A 16,796-nucleotide genomic window follows, 5' to 3' on the forward strand; every position below is an offset into this window, starting at 1 on the left:
TCAGCCGCCGGTGCGACTCGCCCGGTAGCCTTCGACAAACGCCAGGGGACCTGCCGTCGACGGCCCCCCTGGCGGCGCGCCGTCACAAAGCGCCTTAGCCAGGGCGGCGAGCGGCGTTTGCGGCGGGACCGGCCCCCAATGCTGGTCCTCTTTGCGGAGGTCGAGAGGATGGTCCTGGCCATCCAGCAGCATCAGCATCGTGCGGATCCGCTGGCGCTCGGCCTCGCAATCGATTTCGATCTCCGAAACGAGTGGCGCATTGCGGACCCCGTCGGTCACCGCGACGGCCTGGAAGGTCAGCAGCCGGGCCCTGCGCGCGCCTTCGACCGTTGCGATCGAGTCCACATCGACCGCGGCGACCACGTCGCCCTTCTTGAACAGAAACCGCCAATCCTCGGCGCACGCCGGCCCGGCCGCCGCGCAGGCGGCGAGGCCGACGGATGCGAACAACGCGCTGGGCTTCATGGTCAGTCTCCCCCCAAAACAAAACCGGCCGGGGTCGCCCCCGGCCGGCTCGTTCGATCCGCCTTGCGGCGAAGCGATCAGTACTGGAAGCGCAGGGTGGCGCCGTAGGTGCGCGGCTGGCCCATGAAGGCGTTGTAGGTCTGGGTGTCGCGCGCCGGGTCGTAGTAGGTGCCGGCGTACGGGCCCGAGGCGGTCTGGGTCGTCTGGAAGGCCGTGCCCTGCAGCGGGGCGTTGAAGCCCACCTGCATGTACTGCTCGTCCGTCAGGTTCTGACCCCAAACCTCGAGGGTCCAGCCTTCATCCTCGGCCCCAACCATGATGCGGCCGTTGAGCGTGGTGAAGGCGTCCTGCAGCTTGAAGGGCAGCAGGTCGGAGCCGGTGTTGTATTCCGACATGTACTTGCCGGCGAGGCTGAAGCCGGCGCGCAGGCCGTGGCCGATCGAGCGGTCGAAGTTGACCGACATCGAGGCCGACCATTCCGGCGCGAACGACGGACGCGAGCCCGGCAGCAGCGAGGCGGCCGGGAAGTTGGCCGGAACCTGGAGATCGGCGGCGGTGAAGTTGCCGTACTCCGCGTCGGTCCAGGTCACGCCGCCCTGCAGGCTCAGGCCCTCGACAGGGGTGAACCACATCATGTCGGCGTCGATGCCGCGCGAAGTCAGCTCCGGGATCGGCTCGACCGTGAAGCCCACGCCGTTGAAGGTGTTGAGCTGGAAGTCCTGGAAGGTCTGGTCGAAGTAGGTGGCGTTCAGCAGCAGGGTGCGGTCGACCAGCGTCATCTTCACGCCGGCTTCGTAGCTGTCGACGGTTTCCGACGGGAAGAACAGCGAGGCGACCGGCACGTTGGCGACCTGCACGCGGTCCATGTTGAAGCCGAAGCTCTTGTAGCCGCGGGCGTACGACACATAGGCCAGGATCGAGTCGTTGATCCGGTAGGCGGCCTTGACGGTGCCGCTCAGTTCGCCGTCGTCGTGGCTTTCAGCAACCGTGCGGTTGTTGAAGGCGGCGTTGGTGAAGGGCAGGCAGAAGGCGCCGAGGATGCCGGGCACCGCGCCGGCGCCCAGGGCCCCGCCGATGACCGCAGCGTTGCCGACAGCCGCGGCGCAGGTGTTGCCGCTGTTGTTGGTGTTCTGCTGGTGACCGTCCAGGGACTTCTCGTCCATGGTGTAGCGAAGGCCCAGGGTCAGATCGAGCTGCTCGGTGACGTGCCAGGTGTTGTTGGTGAAGATCGCGAACGAGTCAGAAGTCTGCTCGTAGGTGTCGCGATACGACTGGCCATTGACGAAGCCGATACCGGTCGGCGGCGTCGCCGGGTTGCCGTACAGGCAGCCCTGCAGTTGCGGAACGGTCTGGCCCGGAGCGGTGAAGCAGCCGATGCGGGCCGGGCTGATCGGGATCGCCCCCGGAGGCGTCGGCAGGCCGGCGGTGGCGGCGTTCAGTTGGGCCGTCAGCAGGAACGAGATGTACGAGCCGTAGTCAGCGCCCGTGTAGAAGGTGTCGCGACGGTCGATGGTCTCGGTGGTCGCGAACAGGCCGAACAGCCAGTCGAAGCTGTCATTCTGACCGGCCAGGCGGAATTCCTGGGTCAGGTTCTCGACGCCGTAGCCGTTTTCGCCGTCCTGACGGCGATAGGCGATGTCCGCGCCCGTGTAGTCGATGTCCTGGGCGAGTTCGGAGTTCCAGTCGCGCCACGAGGTGACCGAGGTCAGGGTCGCACCGCCCAGGCTCGGCAGATCGATGTTCGCCTCGAGCGAGACGCCCATGTCATCGATGTCCTGGCTGGTCGGACGGTTCGAATAGGCCTGACGCGAGAACGGCAGCGCGCCGAAGCCCGGGGCCGGCGGGGTGATGCCGGGGCCGGTCGCCAGCAGGTCGATGAAGGCGGCCGTCGGGCCGCTGCGGATCTGCACGCCCACGCAGCAGTACTCGTCGCGTTGCGAATAGTCGGCGATCAGACGAACCGAGGTGTTGTCGTTCGGCAGCCACAGCAGTTGGCCGCGCAGGGTGGTGAAGTTCTGGTTCTGGTCGTCGGTCTCGGCGCGCGGGCCGTCGCCGATGTTCACGTCATAGAAGCCGTCGCGCTCGCGGCGAGCGCCGTACAGGCGGAACGCCAGTTGGTCGGTAATCGGGCCGGTGAGCGAGCCCGAAATGCCCACGGCGCCGTAGTTGCCGAGGGTGATTTCGCCATTGGCGCCCGGGGTGAACGACGGGGCCTCGGTGATGATGTTGATGACGCCGGCCGAAGTGTTCTTGCCGAACAGGGTGCCCTGCGGGCCCTTCAGCACTTCGATGCGCGACATTTCGCCGAGGTCGCCGAAGCCGACCGAGTTGCGCGAGCGGTAGACGCCGTCGATCACGACGCCGACCGAGCTTTCCAGACCGGGGTTGTCGCCGACGGTGCCGACGCCGCGGATACGCGCGGTGGTCGAGGCTTCCGACGAGGTCGAGGTGACGGTCATGCCCGGGGTCAGGATCTGCAGATCCTTGATGTCGCGCACGCCGGCGTCCTGAAGGGTCTCAGCCGCCAGGCTGGTGACCACGATCGGCACGTCCTGCAGGTTCTGCTCGCGCTTCTGGGCGGTGACGATGATGTCGTCGATCGTCGTCGGGCCCTGGCTGTCCTGAGCGGCGGCCACGCCGGCGAAGCCGAAGGCGACAGCGCCGACGACAGCGGCCGACGCAGTGGTGCGAAGAATGTTGTTAAGGCGCATGCACGGCTCCCCGACATTGCGGCGGCGCCGTTTCACGGTCGACCGCGGCGTTTCCTGATCCCTGGCCCCGAGCTCTTCTCGTGGAGCGCGGAAATTCCAGTATTCGGCGTAACCTAGGCCGGACTCAGCGACAAGGAGCCGCAACCGATCACGCCTCATTTCAGCCATGGCCGGAGATCGACTGTGACGCAAAAGCGACAGAAACCGGTGACCCTAGGTCAATATTCGCCTGTTATTTGGCTGTATCCGGCGGGTTCTCGGCCAATTCCTTGCGCCGACGCGCGGCGACAGCGAGCACAAGCGCGCCGGAAACCGCCGATAACAGGGAGCCGGCCAGAACGCCGAGCTTGACCTCAACCTGCAACGTAGAGTCGATCGCACCCGGGAAGGCCAGAGCCCCGATGAACAGGCTCATGGTGAATCCCACCCCGCACAGGAGGCTGACGCCGTAGAGCTCCAGCCAGGTCGAGTCGCTCGGGCGGCGCCCGATCTTCAGCGCCGAGGCCAGGGCGGCCGCCCCGAACACGCCGGCCTGCTTGCCCACGAACAGGCCCAGGGCGATGCCGACCACCAGCGGCGCGAAGGCCAGCTCGAGCGGCAGGGCGGCAAAGTTGACCCCCGCCTTGGCGAAGGCGAACAGAGGCAGGACCAGGAAGGCGACATAGGGGTGCAGGTCGTGCATCGCCTCCTGCAGCGGACTCTGGCCATCCCATAGCCGCTCGCGCACCGGCACGATGGCGGCGAAGGCGACCGCCGTCAGCGAGGTCGACAGGCCGGCCTTGACGCTGAGATACCAGACAGCCGCAAAGCCCAGCACCCAGAAGGGAGCCGGGATCTTGCGCCAGCGCGCCGCGACGGCCCCGGCCGCCAGCAGGCCGACGATCCAGACCAGCAGCATCAGGTTGACGCCCTTGGAGAAGAGCACCGCGATCAGGGCGATGGCCCCGAGATCGTCGACAATGGCCAGGGTGAGCAGGAAAATTCGCAGCGAGGACGGCAGGCCGCGCGCCGCGATCGCAAACACGGCCAGGGCGAAGGCGATGTCCGTCGCCAGCGGAATGGGCCAGCCTTCGTGCGGCCCGCCGAGCAGGCCCGCGATCACCAGGTAGACGACGGCAGGCCCGACCATCCCACCCAACGCGGCCAGCACCGGGGTGGCCAGCTTGCGCAGATCGCTGAGCTCGCCGCGCAGGATTTCGTATTTGATCTCCAGGCCGACGACGAGAAAGAAGACCGCCATCAGGCCTTCCTTGATCCACTCGGAGGTCGTCAGGGCCAGGGCGAGCGGGCCGATCTGGACGACATGCTCGCTCTTGAGAAAGCCGAAATAGGCCGACGACAGCGGCGAGTTGGCGACCGCCAGCGCCGTGAGCGCCGCGAGCCCCAGTAGGACGCCGGAGCCGGCTTCGGTCTTGAGGAAGTCGAGAGTCAGTCTGCGCGCCACGGCGGCCTCCACATCGGAAGAACGGTCGTGGCGCCAGGTTATCGACGGACGCCGGACCGGATTCGCCCCTGTCCGAGCGCCGGCCTGACCGGGAGCGAACCCGGCCTGATCTCTGTCCCTAGAATACGATCGGGACGCGCCCGTTCAAGACGCCGGTTGCGCCGGAGCCGGGAAGACCGCATCTCGGCGCCATGCCGCCCTCCCCCGCCTACCGTCCCGAGCCCCGCTTCTTCGACCTCGGCGAGGACTATGGCGACGCCGTCCAGTCCGCTGAGTTTCCCCAGGCCATCCTGCGCTTCCGCAACGACCGCGCGGCTGCGACCGTAGGGCTGGAGAGCCTGACGGACGCCGAATGGATCGCCCATTTCGGCCGCTTCGAGCCCCTGCCTGGCCAGCCCGGGCCGGTGGCGATGCGCTATCACGGCCATCAGTTCCGCACCTACAATCCCGACCTGGGCGACGGCCGCGGTTTCCTGGCCGGCCAGCTGAGGGACGACCTGGGCCGCCTGCTGGATCTTGGCACCAAGGGCTCCGGCCAGACACCGTGGTCGCGGGGCGCCGACGGCAGGCTGACGCTCAAGGGCGGGGTGCGGGAGATCCTCGCCGCCGCCATGCTCGAGAGCCAGGGCGTGCCGACCAGCCGGGCCTTCAGCCTGATCGAGACCGGCGAGGACCTGGAACGCGGCGACGAGCCCTCGCCCACCCGGTCGGCCGTGCTGGTCCGGTTGTCGCACAGCCACATCCGGTTCGGGACCTTCCAGCGCGCCGCCTTCTTTCAGCGCGCCGACATGGTCGAAACGCTCGTCGAGCACGCGCGCGCCCTCTACCACCCGCAGGTTGCGGCGGGGGATGCGCCCGGCTTCCTCAAGGCCGTCGTCGAAGCCTCTGCGCGGCTGACCGCCCGCTGGATCGCCGCCGGCTTCGTCCACGGCGTGTTGAATACCGACAATCTGAACGTCACCGGCGAGAGCTTCGACTACGGGCCGTGGCGCTTCCTTCCGCTCTACGAGCCCGGCTTCACCGCCGCCTATTTCGACCAGTTCGGCCTCTACGCCTTCGCCCGCCAGCCGGAGGCGGTGTTCTGGGCCCTGACCCAGCTGGCCGGCGCCTTGAAGCTGGTCGCCGAGGCCGAGCCGCTGACCGAGGCCCTGAACGGCTTCGGACCGGCCTACATCCGCGAACTGCGCGCCGCCTTCCTGGACCGGCTCGGCGTGAAAAGCCTCGGTGAAGCGGCGGACCAGCGGCTGCTCGACACGACCCTGGCCCTGCTGCGCGAAGGCGGCGAGGCGCTGCGCTGGGAGCCGCTCTTCTTCGACTGGTTCGGCGGTTTCGCCTCCTCGGCGCGCGCGCTCGGCGGGACCCGCGGCAAGCTCTACCAGGGCGAGGCCTTCGACGCCTTCCGCTTCGCCCTGTTCGAGCACGAACCCGACCGGCCGGAGCGGCTGGAGCATCCGGTGTTCGCCGCGCCCGAACCGGAGGAGATGCTGATCGACGAGGTCGAGGCGATCTGGGCCGCCATCGATACAGCAGACGACTGGACCCCGCTGTACGCCAAGCTGGCTCGGCTGGAGTCCGCCCGACAAGCTTTGGCCGGCGGACGCTGACGACCTGCTGCTGACAGCAAGCTGGCAGGAGGGTGGCGGTAACTTGAAGGCGTTCCTTGGAGCCTTCTCGATGCCGAGTTCGACCGACGCCCTTAACCGCTGCTCAACGCCCTCCAGATTACAGAGATTTATGAATGCGGCCACGCTTTGGCCGCGGGGGTCTCGCAGAAGGCGGTCACGGATGGTTACGGGCTCGATTCGCGCTCTTGCGGAACGGATCCACCGAACCGACATCGCTGCTGTTACCAATAGAATGAGCGCTCCTCCCCGGGCGTCGAACAAAATGACTTCTCAGGTCCTCACCCCCGCCCGCTCGCGGCTCAACGCGAGCCGCCGCAATCTGACGCTCTGGACGCTCCAGGGCTGGCTGGCGATGTTCTTCGTCGCCGCCGGCTACGCCAAGCTGAGCGAACCTATGACCAATCTGGTCGAGTTGATGCGCTGGCCGGCCTTCGTCGCCGACGAGATGGTCCGCGGGCTCGGCCTGGCCGAAATCATCCTGGCCGTCCTGATCCTGGCGCCCCTGGCGTCCTGGAAGCACGGACGCCCGCTGCTGGTGGTCGCCGCCGCCGGCCTGCTGGCGCTGGAAGTCGCCATGCTGGCGATCCACACCTACGGCCTGAACGTCGGCCCGGCCGTGACCAATGTGGTCCTGATCGCCATGACCGCCCCCGTGCTGTGGATGCGGGCGCGCGAGACGCGCTGACCCCGACGTCAACGGAACGGATCGACGGCCGCCGGAGCCCCCGGCGGCCGTCTCCAATTTCGGCCCGACGTGAAGGCTTCCCTTTACGTGCGCGTCAAGTTTGAGTTAGGTAGCGGTCATGGCGACCGCCGACGATCACCGCACCTATTCGATCCGCCAGCTCTGCCGAGAGTTCGGAGCCACGGCGCGCGCTTTGCGCTTCTATGAGGACAAGGGCCTGCTGACCCCGGCCCGCAAGGGCCAGACGCGGGTCTATGACGCCCGCGACCGCGCCCGGCTGAAGCTCATCCTGCGCGGCCGCCGCATCGGGTTCTCGCTGCAGGATATCCAGGACATGCTGGATCTGTACGACCGCAAGGACCACAACGCCCATCAGATGGCCGTCGCCCTGCGTCGGCACCGCGCCCAGATCGCGGCGCTCAAGCAGCAGCTCGAGGACATTGAAGGCGCCATTCAGACGGCCGAGGACGCCTGTCAGTGGATGGAGCTGAAGCTCAGCGAACACCGCCCCGACCTGCTTCCCGGCGCCGACGAGTACGCGAACCTGATGGATGCGCGGCTCAACAGCGACCACCTCCACCACCAGCCCTTTAAAGCGAGAGCCTGATCATGGCCTACAAGGCGCCCGTCCGCGATCTGACGTTCATCCTGAGCGAAGTGCTGGAAATCGACCGTTACACCAACCAGCCGGGCTTCCAGGACGTATCGTCGGAGTTGGCCCAGCAGATCCTCGAAGAAGCCGGCAAATTCGCTGACGAAGTCATCGCCCCGATCAACAACCCGGGCGACAAGGAAGGCTGCCACTGGGCCGAGGGCGGCGTGGTCACCACGCCCAAGGGCTGGAAGGAAGCCTATCACCAGATGGTCGAGGCCGGCTGGCCCTCGCTGATGATGGATCCGGCCTACGGCGGCCAGGGCATGCCGTCGGTCATCGGCTCGGCCGTGGGCCAGTTCACGGCGGGCGCCTCGGCGGCCTTCTCGATGTATCCGGGCCTGACCGCCGGCGCCTGGGCGGGCATCCACGCCAACGCCTCGGAAGAGCTCAAGCAGAAATACCTGCCCAAGATGTCGACCGGCGAATGGACCGGCACGATGAACCTGACCGAGCCGCAGTGCGGCACCGATCTGGGCATGGTTCGCACCAAGGCCGTGCCGAACGGCGACGGCAGCTATTCGATCACCGGCCAGAAGATCTGGATCTCGGCGGGCGAGCACGACTTCGCCGACAACATCATCCACACCGTGCTGGCCCGCGTCGAAGGCGCGGTCCCGGGCATCAAGGGCCTGTCGCTGTTCGTGGTGCCGAAATTCCTCGTCAACGAGGACGGCTCGCTGGGCGAGCGCAACACGCTCGAATGCGCCGGCCTCGAGCACAAGATGGGCATCCACGGCAACGCCACCGCCGTCATGCAGTACGACGGCGCCAAGGGCTGGCTGATCGGCGAAGAAGGCCGGGGCATGAACAATATGTTCGTGGTCATGAACGAGGCCCGCCTCGGCACCGGCCTACAGGGCCTGGCCATCGGCACCGCCGCCTACCAGGCCGCCGCCGAGTTCGCCAAGGACCGCCTGCAGGGCCGCAGCCTGACCGGCCCGAAGAACCCGGACGGCCCCGCCGACCCGATCATCGTCCACCCCGACGTGCGCCGCATGCTTCTGGAGGCCCGCGCCTTCGTCGAAGGCGGCCAGGCCTTCATCCTGTGGACCGCCCTGCAGGCCGACCTCGAGAAGTCCGAGGACGAGGCCGTGGCGACCAAGGCCAAGGACTACATGGGCCTGCTGACCCCGGTGCTGAAAGCCTATCTGACCGACAAGGGCTTCCACGCCGCCAGCCTGGCCATGCAGGTGCACGGCGGTTCGGGCTACACCGAGCATTTCCCGGCCTCGCAGTATCTGCGTGATGCGCGCATCACCATGATCTACGAGGGCACGAACGGCATCCAGGCCCTCGACCTGGTCGGCCGCAAACTGCCCGCCCAGGGCGGCCGCGCCATCATGACCTGGTTCGGTGAGATCGACGCCTTCGTAGCGGAGCACGGCTCGAACGAGGCCGTGAAGCCCTTCATCGACGGCCTGGCCGACGTGAAAAAGAAGCTGCAGGAAGGCACGATGTGGCTGATGCAGAACGGCATGGCCAATCCGGACAACGCCGGCGCCGCCTCCACCGACTACCTGAACATCTTCGGCCTCACCGCCCTGGCCTATGCCTGGTCGCAGATGGCCATCGCCGCCCAGAAGCAGATCGAGGCCGGATCGACCGACCCGTTCTACGTCGCCAAGCTGCAGACCGGCCGCTACTTCGTCGAGCGCATCCTGCCCGACGCCGCGGCGCACCTGACCAAGCTGAAGACCGGCGCGGACGTCCTGATGAGCATGCCGGTGGAGGCGTTTTAACGACCCCTCTCCCCTCGGGAGAGGGAGGGGCCCGCTCGCGCCAGCGAGCGGGAGGGTGAGGGCGTCCAACGGATGACGTCCTGCCGTAGCCCCTCACCCTTTCGCGCAAGGACGATCGCTGGCGCGATCATGCGCTCAAGCCCTCTCCCGCCGGGAGAGGGATCAGTGAAGCGGAACCGACCATGCTCAACGTCCTCAACGTCCCCGAACCCGCCTTCATGCAGGAAGAGGAGATCGTCCTCTTCTCCGACTCGGTCGCCAAATGGATCGACGAGCACGGCTCGCCGGAGCAGGTGCAGACCTGGCTGGCCAACTCGTCGGTGCCGCGCGAGCTGTGGAGCCAGGCGGGCGAGGCGGGGCTGCTCGGCCTGTCCATGCCCGAGGGCGACGGCGGCTTCGGCGGCGACTACCGCCATGAGGTGGTGCTGATGCGCCAGCTGGGCTGGAAGGGCGCAGACCACTTCGGCATCTCGCTGCACAATGCGATCGTCATGCCCTACATCTGGCACTACGGCACCGAGGAGCAGAAGCAGCGCTGGCTGCCCCGCCTGCAGTCCGGCGAGCTGGTCGGCGCCATCGCCATGACCGAGCCCGGCGCAGGCTCCGACCTGCAGGGCGTCAAGACCACCGCCCGCAAGGACGGAAACGGCTATGTGGTGAACGGCTCCAAGACCTTCATCACCAATGGCCAGCTGGCCAATTTCATCATCGTCGTGGCCAAGACCGACCCGACCGAGGGCGCCAAGGGCACCAGCCTGATCGTGGTCGAGACCGACGGCGCCGAGGGCTTCGAGCGCGGCCGGAACCTGCACAAGATCGGCATGGAGGGGAACGACACCTCCGAGCTGTTCTTCAACGACGTCCGCGTCCCCGCCGACAACGTCATCGGCGGCGGCGAGGGCCAGGGCTTTATCCAGCTGATGCAGCAGCTGCCCCAGGAGCGGCTCAACATCGCCATCCAGGGCGTGGCCGCGGCCGAGCGCGGCCTCCAGGAGACCCTGGCCTACGTCAAGGAGCGCAAGGCCTTCGGCAAGCGGGTGATCGACTTCCAGAACACCCAGTTCAAGCTGGCCGAGGTGAAGACCAAGCTGACCGTGGCCAAGGTCTTCGTCGACCACTGCCTGGGCCTGCACCTGCAGGGCAAGCTCGACGCCGCCACCGCCTCGATGGCCAAATACTGGGTCACCGACATCCAGGGCGAGGTCATCGACGAGATGCTGCAGCTCCACGGCGGCTACGGCTACATGAACGAGTACCCGATCGCCCAGCTGTACAAGGACGCCCGCGTCCAGCGCATCTACGGCGGCACGAATGAGATCATGAAGCTGCTGATCGCACGGACGCTGTAGGGATAAGCGCACCGGACCTTGTCATCCCCGACGCCGCGCAGCGGCGATCGGGGACGCCATCACGAACCCAATCCCAAGGCCCGGTCGGCTTGCCGAACCGGGCCTCATGCTGACCGGCCAGCGACCGACCCGCCTCCCGGCTCAACCCTCGCGGGTCGTCCGGGAGGACCTGTAGGTGGGCCAACCCGTCCCGGATCTCGCTTCGCTCGTCCGGGATGACAAGGCCGCCGGGCAGGCTATGAGAGTGTCATGATCCGCCTCCACCTGCCCCAGCCCCTGTCCCCCGGCGCGGCCCTCGCGCCGACGCTCGACCAGTCGCGCTACCTGGCCCAGGTGATGCGGCTGAAGGTCGGCGACGAACTGCTGGTGTTCAACGGCGAGCACGGCGAATGGCGCGCGACCATCGCCGAGGTGCTCAAGAAGGGCGTCATCCTCCGGGCCGAGGAGAAGGTCCGCGACCAGATCAACCCGCCCGACGTCGAACTGCTGATCGCCACGGTCAAGAAAGCCGCCCTGGAGTTCGCGGTCGAGAAGGCCACCGAGCTGGGCGCCGCGCGCATCCGGCTGGTGACCACCGCCCGGACCCAGTCCCAGCACCTGCGCCTCGACCGCCTCGACGCCATCGCAGAGGAGAGCGCGGAACAGACTGGGCGGCTGGACGTGCCCCCGGTCGACGATCCCGTGAAGCTGGAACGGATCCTCGACGGCTGGGACCCGACGCGCCGGCTGATGTTCTGCGACGAGACCGGCGGCGCGCCGGCGATCGCCGCGGTCCAGGCCGCGGGCGCCGGCCCCTGGGCCATACTGATCGGCCCGGAGGGCGGCTTCTCGCCCGAGGAGCGCGACCGCCTGCGGGCCCTGCCCTTCACCACCGCTGTTTCCCTGGGCCCTAGAGTGCTTCGCGCGGACACGGCGGCGACAACGGCCCTGACCCTGTGGCAGGCGGCGGTCGGCGACTGGGAACGCTGACGCCCCGGCGGGTGTAGGGGCCGGGTAAACCCGGATTGCGGGAGCGCCGGTCGGGCTAGAATATCCACGCTCATGACCGGTGAGCTGGCCGTCTCAACGCTGATGATCCTGATGACGGTCGCCGTGCACGGCACCGGCCTGGTCTACATGACCAGTTTCCTGCAATGGCTCGACCGGGGCGGGTTCGGCGTCTTGCCGCGGTCCTTGCGCTGGCGGCGCGGAATTCTGGCGGGCACGACCTCGGTGGCGCTGACTGCGCTCCATGGGCTCGAGATCGCCCTGTACGCCCTGCTGTTCTACTGGCTGGGCGCTGTGCCCGACCCGCGCGACGCGATCTATTTCTCCGCCATCAGCTACGCGACCATCGGCTACAGCGGCGGCCTGATCTCGGAATCCTGGCGCCTGCTGGGTGCGATCGAAGGGGTGAACGGCACCCTGTTGATGGGCTGGTCCGTCGCCTTCTTCGTCACGGTGATCGCCCGGCTGTTTCCGGATGTTCACGACCTTCCGGACGAACACGAACACTGACCCCCCTTGAGCGGCGCCGCTTGGTCGCCCATCTAGCCGCGACGCGACCATTTTCGCTTCGGATCGTTCCGATCCGACTCCAGACGATGGTCCACGCAAAAAGGTGAGCGAAATCTGAGCCTCGATGGCCGCGCCATCGGGACCGATTTGGCTCTGAGGGGTTACAGATCCGCATGGCCGACGCCGCACCGCTTTCCCGGGAAGACCTGATCGGGGCCATGTCCAAGGGCGAGAAACCCAAGGACCAGTGGCGCATCGGGGCCGAGCACGAGAAGTTCGGCTTCGACAAGTCGACCCTGCGTCGTCCGGCCTATGACGGCCCGAATGGCATCAAGGCCATGCTCGACGGCCTGACCCGCTTCGGCTGGAAGCCGGTGCTGGAGGGCGACCACGTCATCGCCCTGGAGCGCGACAACGCCGAGGGCTTCACCGCCTCGATCAGCCTCGAGCCCGGCGGCCAGTTCGAACTGTCCGGCGCCCCGCTAAAGGACATCCACGACATCTGCACCGAGACCGGCCAGCACCTGATGGAGGTCAAGCAGGTCGCCGACCAGTTGAACCTCGGCTTCCTCGGCGTCGGCTTCGATCCGCAATGGCGGCGCGAGGACGTGCCGGTCATGCCCAAGGGCCGCTACGACATCATGCGCGCCTACATGCCCAAGGTCGGCAACCTCGGCCTCGACATGATGCTGCGCACCTGCACCATCCAGGCGAACCTCGACTTCGAGAGCGAGGCGGACATGGTGGCCAAGTTCCGGACCTCGCTGGCGCTGCAGCCGATCGCCACCGCCCTGTTCGCCTGTTCGCCCTTCACCGAGGGCAAGCCGAACGGCTTCCTGACCGCCCGCGCCAACGTCTGGACCGACACCGATCCGGACCGCACCGGCATGCTCGACTTCGTTTTCCAGGACGGCTTCGGCTACGAGCGCTACGCCGACTACGCGCTTGATACGCCGATGTATTTCGTCAAGCGCGATGGGAAGTACGTCGACGCCTCGGGCCAGTCGTTCCGCGCCTTCCTGGACGGCAAGCTGCCGGCCCTGCCGGGCGACCTGCCCAACAAGAAGGACTGGATGGATCACCTGACCACCCTGTTCCCCGAGGTGCGGCTGAAGTCCTATCTCGAGATGCGCGGGGCCGACGGCGGGCCGTGGAGCCGCATCTGCGGCCTGCCCGCCCTGTGGGCCGGGGTGCTGTACGACGCGCCCTCGCTGGCCGCCGCCTGGGACCTGGTCAAGGACTGGGAGGTCGAGGACCACGAACGCCTGCGCCGCGACGTCACCCGCCTGGGCCTCAAGGCCGAGGTCGCCGGCCGCACCGTCCAGGACGTGGCCAAGGACCTGGTTCACATCGCCCGCGAGGGTCTCAAGAACCGCGCCCGTTTCTCGGGCGGCATGGTCGACGAGCGGGGCTACCTGTCCGAGCTCGAAGACATCGCCGACAGCGGCATGACCCCCGCGGATCGCCTGCTCGACCTGTACCATGGCGAGTGGAAGGGCGACCTGAGCCGGCTCTATCGCGACTTCGCCTACTGACGCCGCAACCCGGGGTCGAGCGAAACGGCCGCGTCTGATAGAACGGGCCCATGGCTCTGGAGCTGGCGATCGCAACGGTGATGGTGCTGCTGACGGTCGCGATGCACGCGAGCGGCCTGCTGGTGATGGCGCGCGGCATCACGCACCACGACCAACGCACCGGCCGGGTGCGGATGAACGCGGTGTCGGTCGAAGCCGCCCTGCTGACGGTTCTGATCATCCTCGGCCTGTTCGTGCTGCATGGGCTGCAGATCTGGGTCTACGCCCTGCTCTTCCATGGACTCGGGGCGGTCGAGACCCTGCGCGACGCCATCTATTTCTCGACCATCAGCTATGGCGCGATCGGCTATGGCGACGCCGAGATCGCCGAGAAGTGGAAGCTGTTGGGAGCAATCGAGGGGATCAACGGGGTGATCCTGCTCGGCTGGTCGGTGGCCTTCTTCGTCACCGTCATGGCGCGCATCGTGCCCGCGCCGCACCACCGCCGCGCGCGCGGCGGGGGCGGCTGAGGCCGGTCAGAGCGACGGCTGGCGCCCGGCGCGGACCAGGCTGTCGGAGTTGCACTGGCCGATCTCGGCTTCGGTCAGGGCCAGGCCTTCGCGGCTGTAGGCCGAAACCGGGCCGAAGCGGGTTACGAAGCGGCGGCATTCGCGCATGAGCGGCTGGGTCGTACCGCCGCCGCGTCCGACGCATTCGCCGCCGCCGTTGCAGTTCCAGCTGCGGCCATCGAGGCTCTGACGAACCTCGCGCGGCTGGGTCAGGGTGGCGCTGGCGCCCCCGGACTGGACGGGTTGCGCCGGTTGGGCGACCGCCAGGGCGGCGGCCATCAGGGTCATGAGAAGCATCTTGCCCTCCTGGGCTGTTCATTCCGGCCGGTTCGTGCGAAAGTGACCGACCGTGCACATATGAGTGACCGACCGGTCACTTCGAGTCAATCGGAAAAGTCTCCGACCGGTCACTTTTTATGGAGAGACCCATGCCGCCCAAAGGCGCCGCGACCCACGCCCGACTGCTTGACGAAGCCATGCGCCAGGTCACTGTGCGCGGTCTGGCCGCCGTCAGCCTGCAGGACGTGGCCGGCGCTGCGGGCGTCTCCAAGAGCGCCGTCCTCAAGCATTTCCAGTCCAAGGAAGCGCTGCAGACCCGACTGGTCGACGCCATGATCGATCGCTTCAAGGTCGCCGTCTGGGACCCGGCCGAGCCGCTGGAGCCGGGGCGCGCACGTCTGGACAAGATCATTGAGGGGGAGCTCGACTGGATCGACGGCGAGGACCGTCCCGGCGGCTGCCCGCTCATGGCCGCCGCCGCCGAGCTGGACGACCAGCCGGGCCCGCTGCGGGACGCGCTGAAGAGCAGCCAGATCCGCTGGGCCAAGGTGCTGCGCCGCGAGTTCCGGACCCTCTACCCGGAGCGCGACGAGGCCGCCCTCGACACCCTGGTGTTCCAGTTCAAGGGCCTGGTCCTGGCCTACAGCCACTCCCGCCGGCTGCTCGACGACGAGACCGCGCGCAACCAGGCCATGGCGGCCTACCGGATGCTGGTCGGGTGACCACCGCCGTCACTGCCTTCTACGGCATGCGCGAGTTCATCATCCGCGACCCGAACGGCGTCTGGATCACCTTTGGACAGGCGATCGCGGTTTCGGGCTAGAAAGCCCCATGCCGACCGAGAACGAGCGCAAATACGTCCTGTCCGATCCAACGGCCGTCCTCGCCCTGTGGGACCGGGCGACCTGGAGCGAGATCCGCCAGGGCTATCTGCCCGGCGACGCCCGCATCCGTCGGCGCATCGACAACGACCGCCGCGAAGACAGCTTCACCTACAAGATCGCCGCGGCCGGCCGACTGATCGAGATCGAGACGGCCATCGCCGAGCCGCGCGACTTCGACGACCTCTGGCCGCTGACCAGCCGACGCATCCACAAGCTGCGGCGGACCGCGGTCGATCGGCATGGCCTGCAGTGGGACGTCGACCTGCTGATGGACGACGCCGGCGACATCTATTTCGCCCTGGCCGAATGCGAGATGCCCGAGGCCATGGACACGCCGCCTGAAATCCTCCCTGAACTGGCGCCCTTCATCCGATTCGAGGTGCCCCGCGACCGTCAGGCCGAGTTCGTCAACGCCCGGCTGGCCGATCCGGCCTACGCCGCCTTGCTGGTCTTCTAGCGGCGGGCGCGCCGGTGCTTCAGCGGGTTCCAGCTTCCTACGTCCCACCCCGATGGAGCTCGCGACTGGCAGCTCCGCCTGGCTGCGATGTCCGCTTCCCGCCCATCGCCGACTTCCGCCGCGTCGGCTCCTGAGCTAGCTGTGACGCACGTTGCGGTTGGAGGTCACCATGAGCGGAAACATCCACGTCGGCGTCGGAGGCTGGACCTTCGAACCATGGCGCGGCGTCTTCTATCCGGAGAAGCTGAGCCAGAAAAAGGAGCTGGAGTTCGCCTCCCGCGCCCTGACCTCGATCGAGATCAACGGCACCTATTATTCGACCTTCAAGATCGACAGCTGGATGAAGTGGCGCGACGAGACGCCCGACGGCTTCGTTTTTTCGGTCAAGGCCAGCCGCTACTGCACCAATCGGAAAGTCCTGTCCGAGATGGGCGAGTCGATGGAGCGCTTCATCGGCCAGGGTCTGACGGCGCTGGGCGACAAGCTGGGGCCGATCAATTGGCAGTTCATGGGCACCAAGAAGTTCGACCCCGAGGACTTCGAAGGTTTCCTCAAACTGCTGCCCAAGGAGCAGGACGGGGTCCGGCTGCGCCACGCCCTGGAGGTGCGCAACCCGACCTTCGACGTCCCGCAGTTCTATGATCTGGCCGCGAAATATGGCGTGGCCATCGTCTATGCCGAGGACGACGAGGAGCCGAACTGGCCGAAGATCGACCAGCCGACCGCCGACTTCACCTACGCCCGGCTGATGTCGAGCCGCGAGGACGAGCCGACCGGGATGACCGCGGACGAGTTGGACCGCATCGCCGACCAGGCCGGCGTCTGGGCCAAGCGCGGCGAGGTCTTCGCCTACTTCATCTCCGGGGCCAAGGTGCGCAACCCCGCGGCGGCGCAGGCGCTGATCGCACGGCTCAGCTGAGCCG

The 16,796-nt window shown here is 67.5% G+C and carries 16 protein-coding genes; 12 read left to right on the forward strand and 4 right to left on the reverse strand.

Going from position 1 to position 16,796, the window contains the following annotated elements:
* The 3 genes from ASC65_RS10065 to nhaA form a co-directional block, all read right to left on the reverse strand.
* Nucleotides 1-465 (reverse strand): surface-adhesin E family protein, encoded by a 465-nt coding sequence (locus tag ASC65_RS10065; RefSeq protein WP_056452211.1) that lies wholly within the window; start codon nt 463-465, stop codon nt 1-3.
* 77 nt (nt 466-542) lie between these two features.
* On the reverse strand, nt 543-3,176 hold the full coding sequence (locus tag ASC65_RS10070) for a TonB-dependent receptor (RefSeq protein ID WP_056452214.1): 2,634 nt from the start codon (nt 3,174-3,176) through the stop codon (nt 543-545).
* Between the two features lie 232 nt (nt 3,177-3,408).
* Entirely contained in the window at nt 3,409-4,620 is a 1,212-nt protein-coding gene (gene nhaA / locus ASC65_RS10075) for a Na+/H+ antiporter NhaA (RefSeq protein WP_056452719.1), read from the reverse strand.
* A 191-nt stretch (nt 4,621-4,811) separates the two neighbouring features.
* On the opposite strand from nhaA, the gene ASC65_RS10080 reads away from it, so the two are divergent.
* The 9 genes from ASC65_RS10080 (at nt 4,812) to ASC65_RS10120 (ending at nt 14,214) form a co-directional block, all read left to right on the forward strand.
* Entirely contained in the window at nt 4,812-6,224 is a 1,413-nt protein-coding gene (locus tag ASC65_RS10080; protein WP_056452217.1) for a protein adenylyltransferase SelO, read from the forward strand.
* Between the two features lie 283 nt (nt 6,225-6,507).
* The gene (locus tag ASC65_RS10085; protein WP_056452220.1) at nt 6,508-6,930 is read left to right on the forward strand and encodes a DoxX family protein; all 423 of its coding nucleotides are present in this window, start codon (nt 6,508-6,510) and stop codon (nt 6,928-6,930) included.
* 118 nt (nt 6,931-7,048) lie between these two features.
* Entirely contained in the window at nt 7,049-7,537 is a 489-nt protein-coding gene (locus tag ASC65_RS10090) for a MerR family transcriptional regulator (RefSeq protein WP_056452223.1), read from the forward strand.
* 2 nt (nt 7,538-7,539) lie between these two features.
* Nucleotides 7,540-9,324 carry an acyl-CoA dehydrogenase C-terminal domain-containing protein gene (locus ASC65_RS10095; protein ID WP_056452226.1) on the forward strand — a complete coding sequence of 595 codons (1,785 nt, stop codon included), beginning with the start codon at nt 7,540-7,542 and terminating at the stop codon, nt 9,322-9,324.
* Between the two features lie 182 nt (nt 9,325-9,506).
* The gene (locus tag ASC65_RS10100) at nt 9,507-10,673 is read left to right on the forward strand and encodes an acyl-CoA dehydrogenase family protein (RefSeq protein ID WP_056452229.1); all 1,167 of its coding nucleotides are present in this window, start codon (nt 9,507-9,509) and stop codon (nt 10,671-10,673) included.
* Nucleotides 10,674-10,922: 249 nt separating this feature from the next.
* The gene (locus ASC65_RS10105) at nt 10,923-11,642 is read left to right on the forward strand and encodes a 16S rRNA (uracil(1498)-N(3))-methyltransferase (RefSeq protein WP_056452232.1); all 720 of its coding nucleotides are present in this window, start codon (nt 10,923-10,925) and stop codon (nt 11,640-11,642) included.
* Nucleotides 11,643-11,714: 72 nt separating this feature from the next.
* On the forward strand, nt 11,715-12,170 hold the full coding sequence (locus ASC65_RS10110; protein WP_056452235.1) for an ion channel: 456 nt from the start codon (nt 11,715-11,717) through the stop codon (nt 12,168-12,170).
* 173 nt (nt 12,171-12,343) lie between these two features.
* Nucleotides 12,344-13,705 carry a glutamate--cysteine ligase gene (locus tag ASC65_RS10115; protein ID WP_056452238.1) on the forward strand — a complete coding sequence of 454 codons (1,362 nt, stop codon included), beginning with the start codon at nt 12,344-12,346 and terminating at the stop codon, nt 13,703-13,705.
* Between the two features lie 50 nt (nt 13,706-13,755).
* Nucleotides 13,756-14,214, forward strand: a complete 459-nt coding sequence (locus ASC65_RS10120) for an ion channel (RefSeq protein WP_056452242.1) — start codon at nt 13,756-13,758, stop codon at nt 14,212-14,214.
* A 6-nt stretch (nt 14,215-14,220) separates the two neighbouring features.
* Here the strand turns inward: ASC65_RS10120 and ASC65_RS10125 are convergent, their stop codons facing one another.
* Nucleotides 14,221-14,550 carry a CC_3452 family protein gene (locus tag ASC65_RS10125; protein ID WP_056452245.1) on the reverse strand — a complete coding sequence of 110 codons (330 nt, stop codon included), beginning with the start codon at nt 14,548-14,550 and terminating at the stop codon, nt 14,221-14,223.
* Nucleotides 14,551-14,681: 131 nt separating this feature from the next.
* Between ASC65_RS10125 and ASC65_RS10130 the strand changes: the two genes are divergently transcribed.
* From ASC65_RS10130 to ASC65_RS10140, 3 genes are all read left to right on the forward strand, one after another.
* Nucleotides 14,682-15,254 (forward strand): TetR/AcrR family transcriptional regulator, encoded by a 573-nt coding sequence (locus tag ASC65_RS10130; protein ID WP_056452248.1) that lies wholly within the window; start codon nt 14,682-14,684, stop codon nt 15,252-15,254.
* 109 nt (nt 15,255-15,363) lie between these two features.
* Nucleotides 15,364-15,873 (forward strand): hypothetical protein, encoded by a 510-nt coding sequence (locus ASC65_RS10135; protein ID WP_056452251.1) that lies wholly within the window; start codon nt 15,364-15,366, stop codon nt 15,871-15,873.
* A gap of 169 nt (nt 15,874-16,042) precedes the next feature.
* Complete coding sequence (locus ASC65_RS10140) at nt 16,043-16,792, forward strand: DUF72 domain-containing protein (protein WP_056452253.1); 750 nt, start codon at nt 16,043-16,045, stop codon at nt 16,790-16,792.
* The last annotated feature ends 4 nt before the right edge of the window (nt 16,793-16,796 follow it).

The organism is Brevundimonas sp. Root1279 (genome assembly GCF_001425945.1).
In the GTDB taxonomy this organism is placed as follows: domain Bacteria; phylum Pseudomonadota; class Alphaproteobacteria; order Caulobacterales; family Caulobacteraceae; genus Brevundimonas.

What these genes read in the sequence shown, in the direction of transcription:
- ASC65_RS10070 (WP_056452214.1), bottom strand. Translation starts at nt 3,176, where the DNA reads ATGCGCCTTAACAACATTCTTCGCACCACTGCGTCGGCCGCTGTCGTC.
- ASC65_RS10100 (WP_056452229.1), top strand. Translation starts at nt 9,507, where the DNA reads ATGCTCAACGTCCTCAACGTCCCCGAACCCGCCTTCATGCAGGAAGAG.
- ASC65_RS10065 (WP_056452211.1), bottom strand. Translation starts at nt 465, where the DNA reads ATGAAGCCCAGCGCGTTGTTCGCATCCGTCGGCCTCGCCGCCTGCGCG.
- ASC65_RS10110 (WP_056452235.1), top strand. Translation starts at nt 11,715, where the DNA reads ATGACCGGTGAGCTGGCCGTCTCAACGCTGATGATCCTGATGACGGTC.
- ASC65_RS10125 (WP_056452245.1), bottom strand. Translation starts at nt 14,550, where the DNA reads ATGCTTCTCATGACCCTGATGGCCGCCGCCCTGGCGGTCGCCCAACCG.
- ASC65_RS10130 (WP_056452248.1), top strand. Translation starts at nt 14,682, where the DNA reads ATGCCGCCCAAAGGCGCCGCGACCCACGCCCGACTGCTTGACGAAGCC.
- ASC65_RS10120 (WP_056452242.1), top strand. Translation starts at nt 13,756, where the DNA reads ATGGCTCTGGAGCTGGCGATCGCAACGGTGATGGTGCTGCTGACGGTC.
- ASC65_RS10085 (WP_056452220.1), top strand. Translation starts at nt 6,508, where the DNA reads ATGACTTCTCAGGTCCTCACCCCCGCCCGCTCGCGGCTCAACGCGAGC.
- ASC65_RS10105 (WP_056452232.1), top strand. Translation starts at nt 10,923, where the DNA reads ATGATCCGCCTCCACCTGCCCCAGCCCCTGTCCCCCGGCGCGGCCCTC.
- ASC65_RS10140 (WP_056452253.1), top strand. Translation starts at nt 16,043, where the DNA reads ATGAGCGGAAACATCCACGTCGGCGTCGGAGGCTGGACCTTCGAACCA.
- ASC65_RS10115 (WP_056452238.1), top strand. Translation starts at nt 12,344, where the DNA reads ATGGCCGACGCCGCACCGCTTTCCCGGGAAGACCTGATCGGGGCCATG.
- ASC65_RS10095 (WP_056452226.1), top strand. Translation starts at nt 7,540, where the DNA reads ATGGCCTACAAGGCGCCCGTCCGCGATCTGACGTTCATCCTGAGCGAA.
- ASC65_RS10135 (WP_056452251.1), top strand. Translation starts at nt 15,364, where the DNA reads ATGCCGACCGAGAACGAGCGCAAATACGTCCTGTCCGATCCAACGGCC.
- ASC65_RS10080 (WP_056452217.1), top strand. Translation starts at nt 4,812, where the DNA reads ATGCCGCCCTCCCCCGCCTACCGTCCCGAGCCCCGCTTCTTCGACCTC.
- ASC65_RS10090 (WP_056452223.1), top strand. Translation starts at nt 7,049, where the DNA reads ATGGCGACCGCCGACGATCACCGCACCTATTCGATCCGCCAGCTCTGC.